18 protein-coding genes are annotated in these 20,743 nt (G+C 61.4%); 12 read left to right on the top strand and 6 right to left on the bottom strand.

The genetic code is table 11. The features are described 5' to 3' along the window. Window positions 1-11 precede the first annotated feature (11 nt). On the top strand, window positions 12-1,169 hold the full coding sequence (locus IGS55_RS18080) for a GGDEF domain-containing protein (RefSeq protein WP_230516743.1): 1,158 nt from the start codon (window positions 12-14) through the stop codon (window positions 1,167-1,169). A gap of 14 nt (window positions 1,170-1,183) precedes the next feature. On the opposite strand, the gene IGS55_RS18075 is transcribed toward IGS55_RS18080, so the two are convergent. Beyond that, window positions 1,184-3,163 carry a monovalent cation:proton antiporter family protein gene (locus IGS55_RS18075; protein ID WP_230516742.1) on the bottom strand — a complete coding sequence of 660 codons (1,980 nt, stop codon included), beginning with the start codon at window positions 3,161-3,163 and terminating at the stop codon, window positions 1,184-1,186. An 84-nt stretch (window positions 3,164-3,247) separates the two neighbouring features. On the opposite strand from IGS55_RS18075, the gene IGS55_RS18070 reads away from it, so the two are divergent. From IGS55_RS18070 to IGS55_RS18035, 8 genes are all read left to right on the top strand, one after another. Beyond that, a complete protein-coding gene (locus IGS55_RS18070) occupies window positions 3,248-4,282 on the top strand; it encodes a KpsF/GutQ family sugar-phosphate isomerase (RefSeq protein ID WP_374106893.1) in 1,035 nt (344 codons plus the stop codon). Beyond that, window positions 4,282-4,815 (top strand): KdsC family phosphatase, encoded by a 534-nt coding sequence (locus IGS55_RS18065; RefSeq protein WP_046681707.1) that lies wholly within the window; start codon window positions 4,282-4,284, stop codon window positions 4,813-4,815. Before IGS55_RS18070 ends, IGS55_RS18065 begins: the two co-directional genes overlap by 1 nt. A gap of 42 nt (window positions 4,816-4,857) precedes the next feature. After that, window positions 4,858-5,469: an LPS export ABC transporter periplasmic protein LptC gene (gene lptC, locus IGS55_RS18060; protein WP_139092212.1), complete on the top strand. Its 612-nt coding sequence runs from the start codon at window positions 4,858-4,860 to the stop codon at window positions 5,467-5,469. 25 nt (window positions 5,470-5,494) lie between these two features. Next, the gene (gene lptA / locus IGS55_RS18055; protein WP_128141118.1) at window positions 5,495-6,076 is read left to right on the top strand and encodes a lipopolysaccharide transport periplasmic protein LptA; all 582 of its coding nucleotides are present in this window, start codon (window positions 5,495-5,497) and stop codon (window positions 6,074-6,076) included. Continuing rightward, window positions 6,076-6,831, top strand: a complete 756-nt coding sequence (gene lptB, locus IGS55_RS18050; protein WP_034753325.1) for an LPS export ABC transporter ATP-binding protein — start codon at window positions 6,076-6,078, stop codon at window positions 6,829-6,831. The genes lptA and lptB overlap by 1 nt, the downstream gene beginning before the upstream one ends. 4 nt (window positions 6,832-6,835) lie before the next feature. Continuing rightward, the gene (locus IGS55_RS18045) at window positions 6,836-8,314 is read left to right on the top strand and encodes an RNA polymerase factor sigma-54 (protein ID WP_230516741.1); all 1,479 of its coding nucleotides are present in this window, start codon (window positions 6,836-6,838) and stop codon (window positions 8,312-8,314) included. 69 nt (window positions 8,315-8,383) lie between these two features. After that, on the top strand, window positions 8,384-8,743 hold the full coding sequence (hpf, locus tag IGS55_RS18040; protein ID WP_086139003.1) for a ribosome hibernation-promoting factor, HPF/YfiA family: 360 nt from the start codon (window positions 8,384-8,386) through the stop codon (window positions 8,741-8,743). A 136-nt stretch (window positions 8,744-8,879) separates the two neighbouring features. Continuing rightward, the gene (locus IGS55_RS18035; protein ID WP_230516740.1) at window positions 8,880-9,965 is read left to right on the top strand and encodes an enoyl-CoA hydratase/isomerase family protein; all 1,086 of its coding nucleotides are present in this window, start codon (window positions 8,880-8,882) and stop codon (window positions 9,963-9,965) included. Here the strand turns inward: IGS55_RS18035 and rapZ are convergent, their stop codons facing one another. From rapZ to ilvA, 5 genes are all read right to left on the bottom strand, one after another. Then, entirely contained in the window at window positions 9,966-10,829 is an 864-nt protein-coding gene (rapZ, locus tag IGS55_RS18030; protein WP_139092210.1) for an RNase adapter RapZ, read from the bottom strand. Window positions 10,830-11,036: 207 nt separating this feature from the next. Further along, window positions 11,037-11,972: an HPr(Ser) kinase/phosphatase gene (hprK, locus tag IGS55_RS18025; protein ID WP_034753337.1), complete on the bottom strand. Its 936-nt coding sequence runs from the start codon at window positions 11,970-11,972 to the stop codon at window positions 11,037-11,039. A gap of 36 nt (window positions 11,973-12,008) precedes the next feature. Then, window positions 12,009-12,491: a PTS sugar transporter subunit IIA gene (locus tag IGS55_RS18020; protein WP_034753339.1), complete on the bottom strand. Its 483-nt coding sequence runs from the start codon at window positions 12,489-12,491 to the stop codon at window positions 12,009-12,011. Window positions 12,492-12,835: 344 nt separating this feature from the next. Further along, window positions 12,836-13,678, bottom strand: coding sequence for an NADPH-dependent 7-cyano-7-deazaguanine reductase QueF (gene queF, locus IGS55_RS18015; RefSeq protein ID WP_230516739.1), 843 nt, complete (start codon window positions 13,676-13,678; stop codon window positions 12,836-12,838). A 95-nt stretch (window positions 13,679-13,773) separates the two neighbouring features. Then, window positions 13,774-15,309, bottom strand: coding sequence for a threonine ammonia-lyase, biosynthetic (ilvA, locus tag IGS55_RS18010; protein WP_230516738.1), 1,536 nt, complete (start codon window positions 15,307-15,309; stop codon window positions 13,774-13,776). Between the two features lie 201 nt (window positions 15,310-15,510). Here ilvA and IGS55_RS18005 point away from each other — a divergent pair, with 201 nt between their 5' ends. From IGS55_RS18005 to IGS55_RS17995, 3 genes are all read left to right on the top strand, one after another. Then, complete coding sequence (locus tag IGS55_RS18005) at window positions 15,511-16,002, top strand: YqaA family protein (RefSeq protein ID WP_230516737.1); 492 nt, start codon at window positions 15,511-15,513, stop codon at window positions 16,000-16,002. A gap of 256 nt (window positions 16,003-16,258) precedes the next feature. Beyond that, the gene (locus IGS55_RS18000) at window positions 16,259-20,299 is read left to right on the top strand and encodes a DUF3683 domain-containing protein (protein ID WP_230516736.1); all 4,041 of its coding nucleotides are present in this window, start codon (window positions 16,259-16,261) and stop codon (window positions 20,297-20,299) included. Further along, window positions 20,296-20,739 (top strand): HIT family protein, encoded by a 444-nt coding sequence (locus IGS55_RS17995; protein ID WP_070305338.1) that lies wholly within the window; start codon window positions 20,296-20,298, stop codon window positions 20,737-20,739. The genes IGS55_RS18000 and IGS55_RS17995 overlap by 4 nt, the downstream gene beginning before the upstream one ends. Window positions 20,740-20,743: the final 4 nt, after the last annotated feature.

Below are 20,743 nucleotides of genomic sequence, written 5' to 3'. Positions count from 1 at the left end.
TTAAGGTTTTTATGAATCAAGCAATACCGCCGGACCCGCGCATTGCCAGCCTCGAAGCCGAAAACCAGGCCTTGCGCGCACGCATGGCTTTCCTGCTGGAACAGGCCGAGCGCAACCATGACATCATGTGCCGCCACCAGGCGTTCGACCTGGAAATCGTCAGCGCGTCCACGTTTCCTGAATTGATCGGCACCATCTTCCGCACCTTGCCCGTGATTTCCGACCTCGACGGTGTCACTTTGAGCCTGCTCGACGAGGATGACGATATCGTGCTGGTGATGGAAAAGCTCGGTGTCGATTTCAGCGCCTTCCCGCAGTTGCTGTTCGTGCATGCCGTGGCGGAGCTGGGTTTTGCCGCACCAAAGCCCGTGGCCGAGGGCGAAGCGGCCTTGCCGCCATCGCCGCTGCTCGGTGCCTTCGATGCGGCCGTGCATGGCCCGCGTTTTCCGCAGATCGACGCGCTGCGCAGCGTGGCGCTGGTGCCCTTGCTGCGCAACAAGCGCCTGATTGGCAGCCTGAACCTGGCCAGCAGCGACGTGACGCGCTTTACGCCCGCGCTGGGCACGGATTTCATCAAGCACATGGCGTCCATCATCGCCATTTGCCTGGAAAACGTGATCAGCAATGAAATGCTCAAATACATCGGCTTGACCGATTCCCTGACGGGTGTCTACAACCGGCGCTATATCGACCGCCGCTTGCTGGAAGAGATCGCCCGCGCGCGGCGCCAGAATTATTGTATTTCATGCATGTATATCGACATCGACCATTTCAAGCTGGTCAATGACACGCATGGCCACCAGGGCGGCGATGAAGTGCTGCGCGAAGTGGCCACGCGCATCCGCACGGAATTGCGCCGCTCCGATGCGCTGGGCCGCTTCGGCGGCGAGGAATTCGTCGTGCTGCTGATCGATGCCGACCTCGACAGCGCGACCTTCGTTGCCGAACGCATCCGCGCCAGCATCGCCGGCACCATGTTCGACTTGCCGGGCAGCGCGCAGGCGTGGGTCAGCGTGTCGATCGGCGTGGCCAGCCTGGAAGCGGACGCGGCGCTGCTGCCGATTGAAACGGTGGCGCAGCAACTGGTGGCGCACGCCGACCAGGCCCTGTACCAGGCCAAGGCCGATGGACGTAACAAGGTCGTCAGCTGGTCGGCGCAGCGCAGTTGATCAAGATCGGCTGATTATTTCAACAGCAAGGTCTCGGCTTTGGCCACGGCGTCGGCCGTGCCGCGCAGCACCACCACGTCGCCGCTGGCCAGCTGCGTCTCGGGCGTAACGTCTACGCGGCCGCGGCCGCGGCGAATGGCCGTCACAAACGCGCCGCAGCCGGCCACGTCGACCGCACTCAAGGGCAGTCCCACGCAATGCGCGTCTTCGCTGACGGTAACCGTATGCAAGCGTTCGAGCTCGGCATCGTCGCCCGCGTCGCTGGAACCGTGGAAATAGCCGCGCAGCGAGGCATAGCGTTCCTCGCGCGCCGCCTGCACCCGGTGCACCACGCGGCGCAAGGGCACGCCCATCATGATCAAGGCATGCGAAGCGAGCATCAGGCTGCCTTCCATCAATTCCGGTACCACTTCGGCCGCGCCCGCCTTCTTCAACTGGTCGAGGTCGGTATCGTCGTGGCTGCGCACGATGACGGGCAAGGTCGGCGCCATTTCGTTCAGCAGGTGCAATAACTTCAGTGCCGAAGGCGTGTTGGCATACGTGATCACGACGGCGCTGGCCCGGTAGATGCCGGCCGCCACCAGGCTTTCGCGCCGGCCCGCGTCGCCATACGACACGTTGGCGCCGGCCAGCTGCGCTTCCTGCACCCGTTCCGGGTCCAGGTCCAGCGCGTGGTATTCGATTTTTTCTTCCGCCAGCAGGGTGGCCAGGCTTTGCCCGCTGCGCCCGAAGCCGGCGATCAGCACGTGTTTCTGCGATGCCATGGTACGCGTGGCGATCCTGGTCAGCGCCAGCGACTGCATCATCCAGTCGTTGGCCGCCAGTTTCATGACGATGGCGTCCGACTTGGCGATGAGGAAGGGCGCCACCAGCATCGACAGCACCATCGAGGCCAGCACCACCTGCACGACGAACGGGTCCATCAGCTTGATGCCGCCAGCCAGGTTCAGCAGCACGAAGCCGAACTCGCCCGCCTGCGCCAGCCCCAGTCCCGTGCGCAGGGCCACGCCGTTGCTGGACCCGAACAGCCGCGCCAGGCCCGCGATCAGGGCAAATTTCAGCAGCACGGGGCCGCACAGCAAGAGCAGCACCAGCCACCAGTTATCGAGCACCACGCGGATATTGAGCAGCATGCCGACGGTGATGAAGAACAGGCCCAGCAGTACGTCGCGGAAGGGCTTGATATCCTCTTCCACCTGGTGCTTGAATTCCGTCTCGGAAATGAGCATGCCGGCAACAAACGCGCCCAGGGCCAGCGACAGCCCGGCCCGTTCCGTGATCCACGCCGCGCCCAAGGTGATCAGCAGCAGGTTGAGCATGAACAATTCTTGCGAGCGGCGCTTGGCGACGATGGTCAGCCAGCCGCGCACCATCTTCTGGCCGATGAACAGCAGCAAGATCAGTACGACCAGGGCCTTGCCGCCGGCCCAGGCCAGGGTTTCGGCCAGATTGTCCGAATCGCGCGTGAGGGCGGGGATCAGGATCAGCAGCGGCACGACGGCCAGATCCTGGAACAGCAAAATGCCGATGATCTTGCGCCCGTGTTCGCTTTCGAGCTCGAGCCGCTCCGTGAGCATTTTCGAGACGATGGCCGTCGACGACATGGCCAGCGCGCCGCCCAGGGCGAACGCGGCTTGCCAGCTCAGGTGGATGTACGCGGACAGGTAGCGCCCGACGAACCAGCCGAAGACGACGGTGGCGATGATGGTGGTGACCACCTGCGCCATGCCAAGGCCGAAGACGATGCGCCGCATGGCGAGGAATTTGGGCAGAGAAAACTCGAGCCCGATGGAAAACATCAGGAAGACGACGCCGAACTCGGCCAAAGTGTGGCTGGCTTCGTTTTCCGCCGCCAGGCCCAGCGCGTGGGGACCGATGACGATGCCAACGGCCAGGTAGCCCAGCATGGGCGGCAAATGCAACATTCTGAAAGCGACCACGCCCAGCACGGCGCTGCCGAGTAACATCAGGGTCAGTTCAAGCGAGGAAAACATGGGTTGCCCGGTACGGTCAATGGAAATCGTTGTTTGTTGTGACTGGCAAGTTTTTTGCTTTCCTAATTCGTTTATACTTTGGGCATGAGTGTAACCCATGAAAAAACAATGCTGAAAGCTTTTGATCGAATTGACATGCAAGCGACGACCGAGCGCGCTGTCGCGCTGGCCCGCACCACCTTGCAGATCGAGTCCGACGCCATCGTTGCGCTGCACGCGCGCCTGGCCACGGACGACAGCGTGGGCCGCGCCGTGGCGCTGTTGCTGCAATGCAAAGGAAGAGTCGTCGTCTCCGGCATCGGCAAGTCCGGCCATATCGCGCGCAAGATTGCCGCCACCCTCGCTTCCACCGGCACGCCGGCCCTGTTCGTGCATCCGGCCGAAGCGGCCCATGGCGACCTGGGCATGGTTACCTCGGACGATGCCTTTATTGCCATATCGTATTCGGGCGAATCATCCGAACTGATGGCCATCATGCCCGTCGTCAAGCGCATGGGCGGCGTACTGATTTCCATGACGGGCAAACCGAATTCCAGCCTGGCCCAGCTGGCCGACGTGCACCTGGATATTTCTGTTGAGAAAGAAGCCTGTCCGCTGAACCTGGCGCCGACGGCCAGCACCACCGTCACCCTGGCCCTGGGCGACGCCATCGCCGTGGCCTTGCTCGACTTGCGTGGCTTCAAGGAAGAAGATTTCGCCCGCTCGCACCCTGGCGGCGCCCTGGGCCGCCGCCTGCTCACGCACGTGCATGACGTCATGCGCAGCGGCGAACGGGTGCCGAAAGTGCCGGTAGAGGCATCCCTGCTGCAGGCGCTGGAAGAAATGACGAAGAAGGGCATGGGCATGACGGCCATCGTCGATGCGGACAACCGCCCCGTGGGCGTGTTTACGGATGGCGACTTGCGCCGCATGTTCGAGCGCGTGCAGGATTTCACGCAAGTGGCGATCCGCGACGTCATGCATGCGCAGCCGCGCAGCATCGCTCCCGAACGCCTAGCCGTCGATGCCGTGGCCGTGATGGAGCAGTTCCGCATCAACCAGATGCTGGTCGTCGATGCCGACGGCAAGCTGGTGGGCGCCCTGCATATCCATGATCTGACGCAAGCGAAGGTGATCTGATGGACAGCGTAGCGGACAACCTGGCGCGCGCGGCCAAGGTCAAACTGATGATCTTTGACGTCGATGGCGTGCTCACCGACGGCAGCCTGCATTTCGGCCCCGATGGCGAGATGATGAAAACGTTTAATGTGTATGATGGCCTGGGCATCAAGCTGCTGCAGGAATCGGGCGTGCAGACGGCCATCATCAGCGCGCGCCGCTCGGCCATTACGGCGCGCCGCGCGCAAGACCTGGGCATTACCCATGTGCACCAGGGCGGCCACGACAAGCTGACGCCGTTTCGCGAACTGCTGGCGCTGACGGGCTTGACGGAAGAACAATGCGGCTATATCGGCGACGACGTCATCGATGCGCCCATCCTGAAACGCGTGGGCTTTGCCGTCAGCGTGCCGGGCGGGCGTCCGGAAGCGCAGGACCTGGCGCACCATGTGACGCAGGCCGGCGGCGGCCGCGGCGCGGTGCGCGAAATCTGCGAATTCCTGCTGCGCGCCCAGGACAACTATGCGCGCGTCATGGCGCCGTTCCTGGAGTGAGGCGTACCTTGCCGCCAGTGATCTTTGAAAGAGTGAAACCCTATGCGTAAGCCAGGAGGCGCCCATCGCTGGCGCACGATTTTTACCCTGCTGGGCGCGGTTGTTGTCGCGCTGGCCAGCTTTTGGCTGCTCGAAGTGATGAACAAGAATAGCCAGGATATCAAGGCCAGCAAGCATCTGGATGAGCCCGACTATTTCATCACCAATTTCAGTCTGGTGCGCATGGATCTGACGGGTAAGCCCAGCTATATCGTGTCGGGCAACAAGCTCACGCATTATCCGCTGGACGATTCGTCCGATATCGACCAGCCCTTCGTGCGCAAGCTCACGCCCGGCATGCCGCCGTTGAACATGAATGCGGAACTGGCGCATATCGACCAGGACAATACCCGGCTGCAACTGCACCGCAAGGTCGTGATCGACCGCGCGGCCAGTCCGAAGGCGCAGAACCTGACGGTCAGGACGGAGGCGCTGACGGTGTTTCCGGACGAGGAAAGAATGGAAACGGACGTGCCTGTCGATATCCTGACGGGCACCTCGCGCCTCAATGGCATCGGCATGAAGGCCAATAACGCCACCGGCGTGGTGGAAGTGCAGAATGCGCTGCGCATGGTCCTCCCGCCGAAACCGCGCCCGGCCGCGGCGGCACAATGACAGAATGAAACAAGGAAACCCTACTATGAAGAATATCTTGCTGTTGACCGTATTTTCGCTGGCCATCATGGGCGTGGCGCATGCCGAGAAGGCCGATTCCGAGAAGGAAGCCGTCATCACGGCACGTAGCGGCCACGTCGATGACGTCAAGCAAGTGCGTACCCTGACGGGCGACGTCGTGCTGGTCAAGGGCACCCTGACCATGAAGGCGGGCCGGGCCCTGATCACGGAAGACCCGCAAGGCTACCAGTTCATCACCTTCTGGGCCGATCCCGGCAAGCTGGCCACCTTCCGCCAGAAGCGCGACGGCGCGGGCGACCTGTGGGTCGAAGGCGAGGCGGAGCGCGTGGAATACGACAACAAGACGGAAGTGGTGAAACTGTTTTCCAAGGCCAAGCTGACGCGCCTGGAAGGCACGAAAGTGACCGACGTGGCCAATGGCGCCTTCATCTCGTATGACAGCCGCCAGGAAGTATTCAAGATGGAAAATTCCGACAGCGGCACCAGCACCTCCGATGGCGGCAGCGTGCGCATGGTGATCCAGCCGAAGACCAAGGCGCCCCAAGCGGAGAAAGCGCCGGCCACGCCTGCGCCAGGAAAGAAATAATGGACAATACTCGTTGCGGCAGCACCCTGATCGTTCGCGGTCTGCAAAAAACCTATGGCAAGCGGCAAGTCGTGCATGATGTCTCGCTGCAAGTCGAATGCGGCGAAGTGGTGGGTTTGCTGGGTCCGAACGGCGCCGGCAAGACCACCTCGTTCTACATGATCGTCGGCCTGGTGCCGTCGGACGGCGGCAGCATCGACATCAGCGGCGTGGACATTTCCAGCCTGCCGATCCACCGCCGCGCGCAGATGGGCTTGTCCTATCTGCCGCAGGAAGCGTCCGTCTTCCGCAAGCTGACGGTGGAAGACAATATCCGCGCCGTGCTGGAAATCCAGACCGTCGAAGGCCGTCCTTTGAAGAAGGCCGAGATCGAGGAGCGCCTGGATAAACTGCTGGCCGATTTGCAGATTGAAAAGTTGCGCGAGAACCAGGCCCTGTCCCTGTCGGGCGGCGAGCGCCGCCGCGTGGAAATCGCCCGCGCGCTGGCCACCGATCCCCGTTTCGTGCTGCTCGACGAACCGTTCGCCGGCGTCGATCCGATCGCCGTGATCGAGATCCAGCGCATCGTGCGCTTCTTGAAGGAGCGCAATATCGGCGTGCTGATCACCGATCATAATGTGCGCGAGACGCTGGGTATTTGCGACCGTGCCTACATCATCAACCAGGGCTCGGTACTGGCGTCGGGACGCCCCGACGACATCATCGCGAACGAGTCGGTACGCCGGGTCTATCTGGGCGAACACTTCCGCATGTAAGCCAATGAAACAATCATTGCAGCTGCGCACTTCGCAGCACCTGGCACTGACGCCGCAGTTGCAGCAATCGATACGCCTGTTGCAATTGTCGACCCTGGAATTGCACCAGGAGCTCGAGCAACTGCTGACGGACAATCCCTTGCTCGAGCGCCTCGATGACCCGCTCGACCGTTCGCTGCGCCTGCTGTCCGACGGGGCCTTGAGTTCCACGGCCGCGCCGGCCGAAGCGCCGCCCCAGCCGCCAGGCCAGGAGGCGCCTGCCACGCCGGCCGAAGCGGAAACCTTTGACGGCGAGGCGGGCGAGGGCCCGGCCGCCGCGGACGGCGGCGACAGCGACTGGAGCGAGGCGAGCCGGGGCAAGGCGCCCGACGACGAAGATTCGCGCCCGCAACTCGAAGCCCATCACTGCACCTTGCGCGAACACCTGATGGAGCAGATGCGCGTGACGGTGCTCGAGTTGCGCGACCGCGCGCTGGTCGAGCTGATCATCGACGCGCTCGACGACAATGGCTACCTGGAAGAGACGCTCGACGACATCCTGGCGCGTCTGCCGGAAGAGCTGGAAATCGATGCCGACGAGATGCGCACGGCCTTGTCGCTGCTGCAAAGTTTCGATCCGCCCGGCGTGGGCGCGCGCAATGCGTCCGAATGCCTGGCGCTGCAAATCAAGCGCTTGCCGCACATTGCCATGGTGACGCGGCGCATGGCCCTCGTCATCGTGGAAAAGCACCTGGCCTGGTTTGCCCAGCGCGATTTCAACAAGCTGAAAAAAGCCCTCGACTGCGACGATGAAGACCTGCGCGAAGCACAGACGGTGATTCGCCAGTGCAATCCGCATCCGGGCGCCGTATTCGCCTCGGACGTGTCCGATTACGTGGTGCCCGACGTCGTCGTCAAGCGCGCGCGCAATGGCTGGCAAGTGACCCTGAACAACGACGTCATGCCGCGCCTGCGCGTCAATGCCATGTATGCCAACTTGCTCAAGCAGGGCAAGGGCGAGGGCGCCATGGGCGCACAGTTGCAGGAAGCCAAGTGGCTGATCAAGAATATGCGCCAGCGTTTCGACACGATCCTGCGCGTGGCACAGGCGATAGTAGAAAGACAAAAGAACTTTTTCTCGCACGGAGCCGTTGCCATGCGCCCCCTTGTGCTCCGTGAAATAGCTGATACACTGGGTTTACACGAGAGTACTATCTCGCGGGTAACAACTCAAAAGTACATGCTGACCCCGCACGGCATGTTCGAGTTGAAATATTTCTTTGGTAGCCACGTCGCCACCGAAGCGGGGGGCGAAGCGTCATCGACGGCGATACGGGCATTGATCGTGCAACTGACAGGAGCAGAAGACCCTAAAAATCCTTTATCCGACAGTAAGATTGCGGACATGCTGGGGGAACAAGGCATGGTGATTGCGCGACGTACTGTTGCCAAATACCGGGAAGCGTTGAAAATTCCGCCAGTGAGCCTGCGTAAGTGTTTGTAAGTTTTTTTCGGTTCCTCTGCGGGCCGGATAGGATGGACCGCACGAACCCGATCATCTTTAGGAGTGTGTATGAATCTCACCATCAGCGGACATCATCTCGAAGTGACACCAGCCATCCGTGAATACGTACAAACGAAGCTGGAGCGCGTGAAACGTCATTTCGATCAAGTTATCGATATCGCCGTGATTCTGACCGTGGATAACCTCAAAGAGAAAGAAAAACGTCAAAAGGCCGAAGTCAACCTGCGTTTAAGTGGCAAAACTGTCTATGTGGAAAGCCTGGCACAAGACCTGTATGCCGCGATCGATGCCCTGATCGACAAGCTCGATAGGCAAGTGATGAAATACAAAACCAAAGTGCAAGGGCACGGTAAAGAGGCGATCAAGCATCTGCCAGACAGCTCGGAAGAAGAATTCGCCCCCGCCTAAGCGGCCCGCGACTTTCAACCGGTTGTGATCAACTAAGGGCGCACATTGCGCCCTTTTTTGCGCCCGTACCTTTTGAACGCAATGTTCCCCGCGCAGGCGCTAGAATGTTTGTACTTTCACTTCTTTCACGCCTGCCATGAGCGACTTCGTCCAGACTTCCATCCGCAACCGCACGGGGCATATCGTGCTCGACCGTCCGAAGGCCTTGAATTCCCTGTCGCTGGAGATGGTGCGCGCCCTGAGCGCGGCCCTGCTGGCCTGGCGCGACGATCCGCAGGTGGACGCCGTGGTGATCCGCTCGAGCAGCGAGAAAGCCCTGTGCGCCGGCGGCGACATCCGTTTCTTTTACGATGCCGGCCTGGCCACGCCGCAAGGCGGCAGCGCCTTGCTGGAAGATTTCTTTACGGAAGAATACGCGTTAAATCATGTGATTCATTTCTATCCGAAACCGTATATCGCCGTGATGGATGGCGTGGTGATGGGCGGCGGCATGGGCGTGGCGCAAGCCGGGCCCGGCAACCGCTTGCGCATCGTCACGGGCCGCACGCGCATGGCCATGCCTGAAGTCAATATTGGTTTGTTTCCCGATGTGGGCGGCAGCTATTTCCTGTCCCGCCTGGCCGGCCAGCTGGGCCTGTACCTGGGCTTGACGGGCTTGACGATCAGCGCGGCCGACGCCCTGTACATGGACCTGGCCGATGTCTACCTGCCCGAGGCGCAGATGGGGGCGCTGCTGGCCCTGTTCGAGTCGACGCCGGGCGAGGCCTTGCCGGTGGCCATCAAGGCGCTGGCGGCGCCATTCCAGGCACAGGCCGGCGTCTCCTCGCTGGCGGCGGCGCGCGCGGCGCTGGACCGCCATTTCGGCGCCGGCTCCGTGGCGGCCATCATGGCCTCGCTGGCGCAGGACGACAGCGCATTCGCCGGCAAGGCCCTGGCGGCCATGCGCCTGCGCTCGCCCTTGATGATGTCGGTAACTCTGGAATTGCTGCAGCGGGGGGCTCACTTGGGCGTGGCCGATTGCCTGCGCATGGAGCGCACGGTGGTGGGCCACAATTTCGAGCATGGCGAAGTGCTCGAGGGCGTGCGCGCGCTGGTGGTCGACAAGGACAATGCGCCGCGCTGGCAGCCTGCCAGCCTGGACGGGGTCGACGCGGCCATGGTGGCGCGCTTCTTCGCCCCCGTCTGGCCGGCGTCAGCGCATCCGCTGCGCCACCTGAATTAACTAGCTACGTTCGCGGTGGCGCAGCACCACCCGTTCATTCGGGCCGAAGTATTGCGCCAGCCGTTCCGCCATGTACACGGAGCGGTGCTGGCCGCCCGTGCAACCGAGGGCCACCGTCAGGTAGCTGCGGTTGTCGGACTTGAATGACGGCAGCCATTTCTCGATGAAGGCGCGGATGTCGGCCAGCAGTTCCAGCGCGCTCGGCTGCGCGTCAAGGAAGGCGATCACAGGCGCGTCGCGGCCGTCGAGCGGGCGCAGCGCCAGGTCGTAATACGGGTTCGGCAAGGCCCGCACGTCGAAGACGAAATCGGCGTCCAGCGGCACGCCCAGCTTGAAGGCGAACGATTCGAAGAACAGGGTCAGCGGCGCGCGTTCGGAGGCGACGATATCCTTGATCCAGGCGCGCAATTTGTTGGCGCTCAGCTCCGACGTGTCGATCACGTGGCCCAGCTGCTCGATGGCCGACAGGCGTTCGCGCTCTTCCGAAATGCACTCGATCAGGGTGCGCCGGCTGGCCGGATTCTGGTTCGGACGCAATTCGTGCGACAGCGGATGGCTGCGCCGCGTTTCCGAGAAGCGCGCCACCAGCGAATGCGTGGTGGCCGTCAAAAACATGACCTTGACGTCGTGCCCCTGGTCGCGCAGCAGCGCCACATTGTGCGGCAGGCTGACGAGCGACTCGGCGCTGCGCGCATCGACGGCGACGGCCAGTTGCGGTGTACCTTCGTCGAGCAGGGTTTGCACCAGGCTGGGCAGCAAGGCCGGTGGCAGGTTGTCGACACAATAATAGCCGGTATCTTCCAGCACATTGAGCGCGACGGATTTACCGGAGCCGGATATTCCGGTGATAAGGACGATATGCATAGCCTGATCATACAATAAAGATCGGCACTCTGCTCCAAGGCAATTATCTTTACAAATTATTGCAATTGGGTCGTAGTGTTGGTTAAGCAAAATCCTGGGACAGATCGTAGGTCGGCTTAGCGCGTAGCGCGTAAGCCGACACACCCGCGACGCCAACAATGTTGTCGGATTACGCGGGACGTTGTCCCGCTAATCCGACCTACGGTGCTAATCGCCACTCATCGCTAACCTCTGCCTCTCCATGAACTCCTGCAAGGTATCGATGCCGCGCAGCTGCAAAATCGTATTGCGCACGGCCGCTTCCAGCAGCACGGCGATGTTGCGGCCGGCGGCGACAGGGATGACGACCTTGCGCACGGGCAAGCCCAGCACGTCTTCCGTGGGGAACAGGAAAGGCAGGCGCTCGACTTCTTCTTCCAGCGCGTTGCGGCGCACGAGGTGCACGATCAGTTTCAAGCGCATCTTGCGGCGCACGGCCGTTTCGCCAAAGATGGCTTTGATGTCGAGTAAGCCCAGGCCCCGTACTTCGAGCAGGTTTTGCAGCAGGGGCGGGCAGCGGCCTTCGATCATGTTCGGCGCGATGCGCGAGAATTCGACGGCGTCGTCTGCCACCAGGCCATGGCTGCGCGAGATCAGTTCCAGCCCCAGCTCGCTCTTGCCCAGGCCCGAATCGCCCGTGATCAGCACGCCCACGCCCAGCACGTCCATGAACACGCCATGCATGATGATGCGCTGCGCCAGTTTTTTGGACAGGTAGACGCGCAGGAAGTCGATCACTTGCGCGGCCGGCAGCGGGGTGGAGAACAGGGGAATGTTTTGCTCGTCGCAAATGGCGAGGATGTCGGGCGGCGTTTCCAGCCCCTGCGCGATGATCAGCGCGGGCGGGCCGCCGGCGATCAGCTCGCCGATCACGTGGGTGCGCGTATTGACCTTCAGGCGCTGGTAGTAATTGATTTCCTGGTGGCCGAAGACCTGGATGCGGCCCGGATGGATCAGGTTCAAGTGGCCCACCTGGTCGGCGGCCGACGAGACGTCGCCCGAGATCAGGCGCTCGCCGCCGGGGAAGCCGGCGAACCAGCCCAGTTGCAGACTTTCACGATTGTCGTCGTACAGGCGTTGTATCGTCAGCGGCGTTTGCAACATGGCAGTCTTCTTCAGGAGTGGAGGAATACCTGAAGTTTAACCCGCCGCTTGCAGACTGGGTTGCCAATTGACGATGCGCGAATGCACGGACTTTGGTTCCGGATCCGTGGCCAGCGCCGTGCGGAAGGCATCATCGGAAAACATTTCGGCGATTTCCGACAGGATTTCCAGATGTTGCTGGGTGACATGATCAGGAATCAGCAGGAAAAACAGCAGATTGACGGGCTTGCCATCGGGCGATTCGAAGGGAATCGGTTCGGCCAGGCGCACGAAGGCGCCCAGCGGCGATTTCAAGGTTTTACTGCCCTTGACTCTGCCATGCGGCACGGCCACGCCATGGCCCAGACCCGTCGAGCCCAGGCGTTCGCGGGCAAACAGATTGTCCGAAACGGTAGAGCGGGCGATGCCGTAATTGTTTTCGAAGATCAGGCCGGCTTGCTCGAAGGCGCGCTTTTTACTGGAGACTTCCAGGTCCAGCAGGACGTTTTCGAGGGATAGTATTTTGCTAAGATTAGTCATGACACTCAATGAAATGGTGCAATGCGCAGAGGGCTTGCGAGCCGAATTATAGGCCTGTTTCGGCGGCCTGTAACGCCAATTCTCAACAGTATACGCCCGCTACGGGCGCAGTGGGCGCTACAGCCCACGTGACCATCATTTTAGCAAAAAAATAACATCGGCGTGTATCGGCTATTTCCTGATTAAAAACACGCGGCGCGCCGGTTTTTCCGCCGCCGAATGCCGATTTTCCAATTTTTCAGCGTCTGTGACATGCTCTGCGGCACTACTGCAACGTTGTTTTAAAACACAGCCAACATTCCTGCTGGCATGGTTTTACGGTGTTGCTGGGTGTTGCTCGGTTGTTACTGGCGCGCGTTGCGCAGATTGCCCGGCATCGTACCCGTGCTGAAGTTGCTGCGCCATGGATTGATATCGAGGCCGCCGCGGCGCGTATAGCGCGCATACACGGACAGTTTTTGCGGCTTGCACTGACGCAAGATATCGACAAAGATGCGTTCCACGCATTGCTCGTGGAATTCATTGTGCTCGCGGAAACCAATCAGGTAGCGCAACAGACTTTCCTGATCGATCTGCGGCCCCGCATAGTCGATTTGCACACTGCCCCAGTCAGGCTGGCCCGTCACCAGGCAATTTGATTTGAGCAAGTGCGAGACGAGTTTTTCTTCCACGGGCGCTTCATCCAGGGCGGCTTTCAGCAGCAGCGGCGAAGGCGTGTATTGCGTGATTTCCAGGTCCAGGCGGTCGAGCAGCACGCCGTCGAACTCGCCCATTTTCAGCTTGCCGAAATCTTCCTGCAAGGTCAGTTCCACTTGCACGGGCGCGCCGAAGCCGTTCGACAAATCCTGCTTGAGCAGGGCCAGCAGCGCATCGGGGTTGTCCAGCTTGGTCTGGTTGAACGAGTTCAGGTACAGCTTGAACGATTTCGACTCGATGATGTTCGGCGAATCGGCCGGCGCGCTGACCTTGGCGATGGCCACCTGCGGCTTGCCGCGCTGGTTCAGCCACGACAGTTCATACGCATTCCAGATATCGAGGCCGAAGAAGGGCAAGGTGCCGCGCAGTTCCAGCTCGTCGCGCTTGCCCTGGCGCGGAATCGGAAACAGCAATTCCGGCGCGTAATCGGTGCGGTAGGCGGAGCTTTTGCCCAGGGGGGATTGTTCGGCGAGGTCGTTGGTGGTGGTCATGGTCGTGTGGCGTGAATTCAGTCAAGCACGCATGGTAGCCTATTTCGGGGTCAGACCCGTCGGGTCTGACCCCAGCTTGTTCGCCTGGGTTAGAACTAACCTAAAAACAGCTTGTAGACGGGATTGCTGCTCTCATCCCAGTAACGGTACCCGAGGGTATCGAGGAAGCGGGCAAACTCGCCCATCTCATCGGGCGGCACTTGCAGGCCGATCAGGATGCGGCCCACGTCGCCGCCCTGGCTGCGGTAATGGCACAGGGAAATATTCCAGTTCGGCGCCATGCTGTCGAGGAAACGCATCAGCGCGCCGGGGCGCTCGGGGAATTCAAAGCGGTACAGCAACTCGTCCTGGGCCAGCCGGCTCTTGCCGCCCACCAGGTGGCGGATGTGCGACTTGGCCAGTTCGTCGTGGGTCAGGTCCAGGGTCTTGAATTCGTGTTCCTCGAAGGTTTTCGCCAGCACGCTCGACTCATGCCGGTCGGCAATTTGAATGCCGACGAATACGTGCGCGGCTTTTTCATCGCTGATGCGGTAATTGAATTCCGTCACGTTGCGCGCGCCGATGAGCGAGCAGAAACGCTTGAAGCTGCCCCGCTGTTCGCGCATGGTGACGGCAAACACGGCTTCGCGGAATTCGCCCAGTTCAGCCCGTTCCGCGACGAAACGCAGCCGGTCGAAATTCATGTTCGCGCCGCTGGCGATGGTGATCAGGGTTTCGTTGTTGACGGGGTGCTTGGTCAGGCTGGCCCGCTCCACATAGGCCTTGGCGCCGGCCACGGCCAGCGCGCCGGACGGCTCCAGAATGCTGCGTGTATCCGTAAACACATCCTTGATGGCGGCGCAGATGGCGTCCGTGTCGACCGTGATGATTTCATCGACATACGCCTGCACCAGGCGGAAGGTTTCCTCGCCGGCCAGGCGCACGGCCGTGCCGTCGGCAAACAGGCCCACGTCGTTCAGGGTCACGCGTTCGCCGGCCTTCAGCGAGCGGGCCATGGCGTTTGAATCGACACTTTGCACGCCGATGATCTTGATGTCGGGGCGAATCTGTTTCACGTAGGCGGCAATGCCGGCGATCAAGCCGCCGCCGCCGATGGGCGCGAAGATGGCGTGGATGGGGCCGGCGTGCTGGCGCAGGATTTCCATGCCGATCGTGCCCTGACCCGCGATCACGTCCGGGTCGTCGAACGGGTGCACGAAGGTCAGCTTCTGTTCCTTTTCCAGGGTCAGCGCGTGGTTGTAGGCATCCGTGTACGACTCGCCGTGCAGCACCACCTCCACGTTCACGCCGCCCCGTCCTTTGACCGCCTCGACCTTCACCAGCGGCGTGGTGGTCGGCATGACGATGACGGCACGGCACCCCATGCGCGCGGCCGACAGGGCCACGCCCTGGGCATGGTTGCCGGCCGAGGCGCAAATCACGCCGCGCTTGCGTTCCGCTTCGCTGAGCTTGGACATCTTGTTGTAGGCGCCGCGAATCTTGAAACTGAACACGCTTTGCATGTCTTCGCGCTTGAAGTAAATCTGGTTGTTCAGGCGCTGCGACAGGGCAGGGGCCAGTTCCAGCGGCGTTTCGGTGGCGACGTCATAGACGCGGGCGGTCAGGATTTTCTTGAGGTAGTCGATGTTCATAGTCTGCAAGCAAGTGATTCTGGGCCAGAAAGGGTCTGGAGCGTGTCTGTCGATAGCGGCGGCGCGGCGGCGGATAGCCTGGCGACAATAATGCTCTGTGGAACTGCGGGCGGGTCTGCCTTTGCCGGCCGGCGCGATGTGTGCGGCGCCCAGGCTGCTCTTCATTATAATGGAGAGCCTTACCGCATCGCGAAGTGTTCCATGATCGAATCCGCAATCGCCTGGCTGCTGCAGCTGATCGCAGCACCGGAAGTCGGGCTGACATCGGTCTTTCTGATCAGCTTTATTTCCGCCACCTTGCTGCCGCTCGGCTCGGAGCCGGCCGTGTTTGCCGTCATCAAGGCCAATCCCGCGCTGTTCTGGGCCGCCATCGGCGTGGCCACCCTGGGCAATACCCTGGGCGGCATCGTCGACTACTGGCTCGGCTACCGGGCCAAGCAGGCGTTCGCCAAGGAGCGCGACACGCGCTGGTTCCGCTGGCTGGCCCGCTATGGCGCCAAGACCATGCTGCTGGCCTGGCTGCCCATCGTGGGCGACCCCCTGTGCACCCTGGCGGGCTGGCTCAAGCTGCCGTTCTGGCCCAGCGTGGCCTACATGGCCATCGGCAAGTGCGCGCGCTACCTGACCATGACGGGCTTGCTGCTGTACGTGCCCGATGGCGTATGGCACCGGATCGGCCAGATGCTGGCCTGAATGGGACTGCCTGCAACGCTAGTTTGCCCCATTTCGTGCAGTTCGATAGTTCGCAGCAGAGTCTGATTTTTGGTATTTTTTCGTTGAAAAATCGTGGAATCTGGTTTTTTATTCGGCAATGGAAGGCTTTTCCATATTTGCTATGGTGGCGGATGCGGTGCTTAAACCTTGGGCGGCATAAGGCTGTTCCCGCATGGTGCGGCGCAATAAGATAAAATGGGTCTTTAGGGTCCAGTCCACATCGTCACCACACTCCATGAACGCTCCCGCACAAATCCAAGCTTTACTGGCAGAAACGCCGAATGGTCCCGCAGCAAGCCGCCTGCGCGAAATCCCGTATAACTACACGTCGTTTTCCGATCGCGAGATCGTCATACGCCTGTTGGGGGAGGACTCCTGGCGCCTGCTCGACGAGCTGCGCGGCGCCCGCCAGACGGGCCGTTCGGCCCGCATGCTGTACGAGGTGCTGGGCGATATCTGGGTCGTGCGCCGCAATCCGTATTTGCAGGATGACTTGCTCGACAATCCGAAGCGCCGCCAGGGCTTGATCGATGCCTTGCATCACCGCCTGGCCGAAGTCGACAAGCGCCGCCTGTCCATCGATGCGGCCGGCGGCGACGCGCTGGCGGCCGGCGAAGCGCCGGAAGCGGCCAAGGCGCGCAGCGCCAACGTGGAGCTGCTGCTGAAGGCGGCCAGCAAGGCAGTGGCCGACTTTGGCGACGAATTCCGCAAGACCTACGACTTGCGCAAGCGCACGGTCAAGGTGCTGGGCCGCTACACGGAAAAACACAATGTGCGCTTCGACGGCATGACGCGCGTGTCGCACGTGACGGACGCCACCGACTGGAGGGTGGAATACCCGTTCGTCGTGCTCACGCCCGACACGGAAGAGGAAATGGCCGGCCTCGTCAAAGGCTGTATCGAGCTGGGGCTGACCATCATCCCGCGCGGCGGCGGCACCGGCTACACGGGCGGCGCGATTCCGCTGACGCCGATGTCGGCCGTCATCAACACGGAAAAACTCATCACCCTGGGCGCCGTGGAAATGACGGTCTTGCCGGGCCTGACGCATGAATACGCGACGATCAATTCGGGCGCGGGCGTGATCACGAACAAAGTGTCGGAAGCGGCGGAAAAGGCCGGTTTCGTGTTTGCCGTCGATCCGACCTCGGCTCACGCTTCGTGTATCGGCGGCAACGTCGCCATGAATGCGGGCGGCAAGAAAGCCGTGCTGTGGGGCACGGCGCTCGACAACCTGGCCTCGTGGCGCATGGTCGACCCGAACGGCGACTGGCTCGACGTCACGCGCCTCGACCATAACCTGGGCAAGATCCACGATATCGCGCTGGCACGCTTCCAGCTGGAATGGCGCCACCCGAGCACGCGCGATGCGGCAAAACCGAACGCGCCGTTCAAGACGGAAATCCTGGAAATTCCTGGCCGCAAGTTCCGCAAGGAGGGCCTGGGCAAGGACGTCACCGATAAATTCCTCGCCGGCTTGCCGGGCATCCAGAAAGAGGGTTGCGACGGCCTGATCACGTCGGCGCGCTGGATTTTGCACAAGATGCCAAAATTCGCCCGTACCGTCTGCCTGGAATTCTTCGGTCAGGCGCGCGACGCGATCCCGTCGATCGTGGAAATCAAGGATTACCTCGACGGCTTGCCTGCCAAGGGCGAGCAATACACGAGCATCCGCCTGGCGGGCCTGGAGCATCTGGACGAGCGCTACCTGCGCGCCGTCGGCTACGCCACCAAGTCGAAACGGGGCGTGTTGCCGAAGATGGCCCTGTTTGGCGACATCGTCGGCGACGATGAAAACGCCGTCGCGCAAGCGGCGTCGGAAGTGGTGCGCATCGCCAACACCCGCGTGGGCGAAGGTTTTGTTGCCGTCAGCCCGGAAGCGCGCAAGAAATTCTGGTTAGATCGTGCCCGCACGGCGGCGATCGCCAAGCACACGAATGCGTTCAAGATCAATGAAGACGTCGTCATTCCCCTGAACCGCATGGGCGAATATACGGATGGCATCGAGCGCATCAATATCGAACTGTCGATCAAGAACAAGCTGCAACTGGCCGACGCCCTGAGCGCGTTCTTTGCCAAGGGCAATTTGCCAATCGGTAAGAGCGACGATGCGTCCGACGACCGCGTCGACGATGCTGAAATGCTGGGCGACCGCGCTGAGCAGGCGCAGCAGTTGCTGGCGCAAGTCACGGCACGCTGGACCTATCTGCTGGCCCAGCTGGACCGTCCGCTGGTGGACGCGAAGGGTGAATTGGCCGAACTGGGCATGGAGCGCTTGCTGCCCGTGTTCGAGGCGCGCCTGGAAACGCAGCCGGACGCCACCCTGTTCGACGTGGTGCAGGACCGCACCGTGCGCATCACGTGGAAGCAGGAAATCCGCGCCCAGCTGCGCCAGATCTTCAACGGCGCCGCCTTCAAGCTGATCCTCGACGAGGCGACGGCCATCCATGCGCGCATCCTGCGTAGCCGTGTGTTTGTCGCGCTGCACATGCATGCGGGCGACGGCAACGTGCACACGAACCTGCCCGTCAACTCGGACAATTACGAAATGCTGCAGGACGCCCACGAAGCCGTGGGCCGCATCATGATTTTGGCCCGCTCGCTCAATGGCGTCATTTCCGGCGAGCACGGCATCGGCATTACCAAGCTGGAATTCCTGACGGAAGAAGAAATCGGCGACTTCCGCAGCTACAAGCAGCGCATCGATCCGGAAGGCCGTTTCAACAAGGGCAAACTGCTGAACCTGCCAGGCATGGGCGCCGACTTGCGCAATGCCTATACGCCATCGTTCGGTCTGATGGGCCACGAATCCTTGATCATGCAGCAAAGCGATATCGGCGCCATCGCCGACAGCGTCAAGGATTGCTTGCGTTGCGGCAAGTGCAAACCCGTGTGCTCGACCCACGTGCCGCGCGCCAACTTGCTGTACTCGCCGCGCGACAAGATCCTGGCGACCTCGTCCCTGATCGAAGCGTTCCTGTACGAAGAGCAGACGCGCCGCGGTATTTCCATCAAGCATTGGGAAGAGTTCGAGGACGTGGCCGACCATTGCACGGTCTGCCATAAATGCGTGACGCCTTGCCCTGTGAACATCGACTTCGGCGACGTGTCGATGAACATGCGCAATCTGCTGCGCAAGATGGACAAGAAGAGCTTCAATCCGGGCACCAAGGCCACGATGATGTTCCTCAACGCCACCGATCCCGTGACCATCAACGCCACGCGCAAGGTCATGATCGGCTGGGGTTACAAGGCGCAGCGCCTGGGCCACGACTTGCTGAAGAAATTTGCCAAGAAGCAAACCAAGGCACCGCCGCCATCGACGGGCAAGCCGCCCGTCAAGGCGCAGGTGATCCACTTCATCAACAAGAAAATGCCGGGCAACCTGCCGAAGAAATCGGCGCGCGCGCTGCTCGACATCGAAGACGACAAGGTCATCCCGATCATCCGCAATCCGAAGACGACGACGGCCGATACGGAAGCCGTGTTCTACTTCCCCGGCTGCGGTTCGGAACGTTTGTTCTCGCAAGTGGGCCTGGCCACGCAAGCGATGCTGTGGGAAGTGGGCGTGCAGACGGTCTTGCCACCGGGCTACCTGTGCTGCGGTTATCCGCAGCGGGGCGCGGGCGAGTTCGACAAGGCCGAGAAAATGATGACGGACAACCGCGTCCTGTTCCATCGGATGGCCAACACGCTCAATTACCTGGACATCAAGACGGTGCTCGTGTCGTGCGGCACTTGTTACGACCAGCTGGCGACGTATCAGTTCGAGAAGATTTTCCCCGGCTGCCGCATCATGGATATCCATGAGTATCTGCTGGAAAAACAGGTGAAGCTGGAAGGCGTCAACGGCACCCGTTATATGTACCACGAGCCATGCCACAATCCGATGAAGCTGCAGGAATCGGGCAAGACCATCAATTCCCTGATCAGCACGGTAGATAACGTGAAGATCGAGAAGAATGACCGTTGCTGCGGTGAATCGGGTTCTCTGGCTGTCACGCGTCCCGACATTTCCACGCAAGTGCGTTTCCGCAAGGAAGAAGAGATGGTCAAGGGCGCCGACAAGCTGCGCGGCGACGGTTTCACGGGCGACGTCAAAATCCTCACCAGCTGCCCGTCGTGCCTGCAAGGACTCTCGCGCTACAATGACGATTCGGGCACGACGGCCGACTACATCGTTGTCGAGATCGCCAAACACTTGCTGGGAGAGAACTGGATGCCGGATTACGTGAAACGCGCCAATGACGGCGGCATTGAACGGGTGTTGGTGTGACCTGCGATCTGTGCACATTGCTGGACGGCTTTGCCAACAAGCAGGGCTGTGAAGCCTTGCTGTGGCGCAGCGAGCGCCTGTCCGTCGTGGCCGTCGATGACGCCGCCTATCCCGGCTTTTGCCGCGTAATCTGGAACAAGCACGTCAAGGAAATGACGGATTTGACGCCTGGCGAGCGCAACTACGTCATGGAAGTCGTGTGGCAAGTCGAGCTGGCCGTGCGTGAAGTGATGCAGCCGGAAAAGGTCAACGTGGCCAGTTTCGGCAACATGACGCCGCACGTGCACTGGCACGTGATTCCCCGCTACCGCGACGACGCGCATTTCCCGAACCCCAGCTGGGCCGTGGTCCAGCGCGAGACGGCGCCCGAGGTGCTGGCCGCGCGCCGCGCGCTGCTGCCGGCCTTGCGCGACGCCATCATTCAACGTTTATCCGCATAAAGTA

The organism is Janthinobacterium sp. EB271-G4-3-2, assembly GCF_020858035.1.
GTDB lineage: Bacteria > Pseudomonadota > Gammaproteobacteria > Burkholderiales > Burkholderiaceae_D > Janthinobacterium > Janthinobacterium aestuarii.
The sequence above is the reverse complement of the archived record's forward strand: the minus strand, read 5'-3'. Positions and strand labels throughout refer to the sequence as shown.

What these genes read in the sequence shown, in the direction of transcription:
- IGS55_RS18080 (WP_230516743.1), top strand. Translation starts at nt 12, where the DNA reads ATGAATCAAGCAATACCGCCGGACCCGCGCATTGCCAGCCTCGAAGCC.
- IGS55_RS18075 (WP_230516742.1), bottom strand. Translation starts at nt 3,163, where the DNA reads ATGTTTTCCTCGCTTGAACTGACCCTGATGTTACTCGGCAGCGCCGTG.
- IGS55_RS18070 (WP_374106893.1), top strand. Translation starts at nt 3,248, where the DNA reads ATGAGTGTAACCCATGAAAAAACAATGCTGAAAGCTTTTGATCGAATT.
- IGS55_RS18065 (WP_046681707.1), top strand. Translation starts at nt 4,282, where the DNA reads ATGGACAGCGTAGCGGACAACCTGGCGCGCGCGGCCAAGGTCAAACTG.
- lptC (WP_139092212.1), top strand. Translation starts at nt 4,858, where the DNA reads ATGCGTAAGCCAGGAGGCGCCCATCGCTGGCGCACGATTTTTACCCTG.
- lptA (WP_128141118.1), top strand. Translation starts at nt 5,495, where the DNA reads ATGAAGAATATCTTGCTGTTGACCGTATTTTCGCTGGCCATCATGGGC.
- lptB (WP_034753325.1), top strand. Translation starts at nt 6,076, where the DNA reads ATGGACAATACTCGTTGCGGCAGCACCCTGATCGTTCGCGGTCTGCAA.
- IGS55_RS18045 (WP_230516741.1), top strand. Translation starts at nt 6,836, where the DNA reads ATGAAACAATCATTGCAGCTGCGCACTTCGCAGCACCTGGCACTGACG.
- hpf (WP_086139003.1), top strand. Translation starts at nt 8,384, where the DNA reads ATGAATCTCACCATCAGCGGACATCATCTCGAAGTGACACCAGCCATC.
- IGS55_RS18035 (WP_230516740.1), top strand. Translation starts at nt 8,880, where the DNA reads ATGAGCGACTTCGTCCAGACTTCCATCCGCAACCGCACGGGGCATATC.
- rapZ (WP_139092210.1), bottom strand. Translation starts at nt 10,829, where the DNA reads ATGCATATCGTCCTTATCACCGGAATATCCGGCTCCGGTAAATCCGTC.
- hprK (WP_034753337.1), bottom strand. Translation starts at nt 11,972, where the DNA reads ATGTTGCAAACGCCGCTGACGATACAACGCCTGTACGACGACAATCGT.
- IGS55_RS18020 (WP_034753339.1), bottom strand. Translation starts at nt 12,491, where the DNA reads ATGACTAATCTTAGCAAAATACTATCCCTCGAAAACGTCCTGCTGGAC.
- queF (WP_230516739.1), bottom strand. Translation starts at nt 13,678, where the DNA reads ATGACCACCACCAACGACCTCGCCGAACAATCCCCCCTGGGCAAAAGC.
- ilvA (WP_230516738.1), bottom strand. Translation starts at nt 15,309, where the DNA reads ATGAACATCGACTACCTCAAGAAAATCCTGACCGCCCGCGTCTATGAC.
- IGS55_RS18005 (WP_230516737.1), top strand. Translation starts at nt 15,511, where the DNA reads ATGATCGAATCCGCAATCGCCTGGCTGCTGCAGCTGATCGCAGCACCG.
- IGS55_RS18000 (WP_230516736.1), top strand. Translation starts at nt 16,259, where the DNA reads ATGAACGCTCCCGCACAAATCCAAGCTTTACTGGCAGAAACGCCGAAT.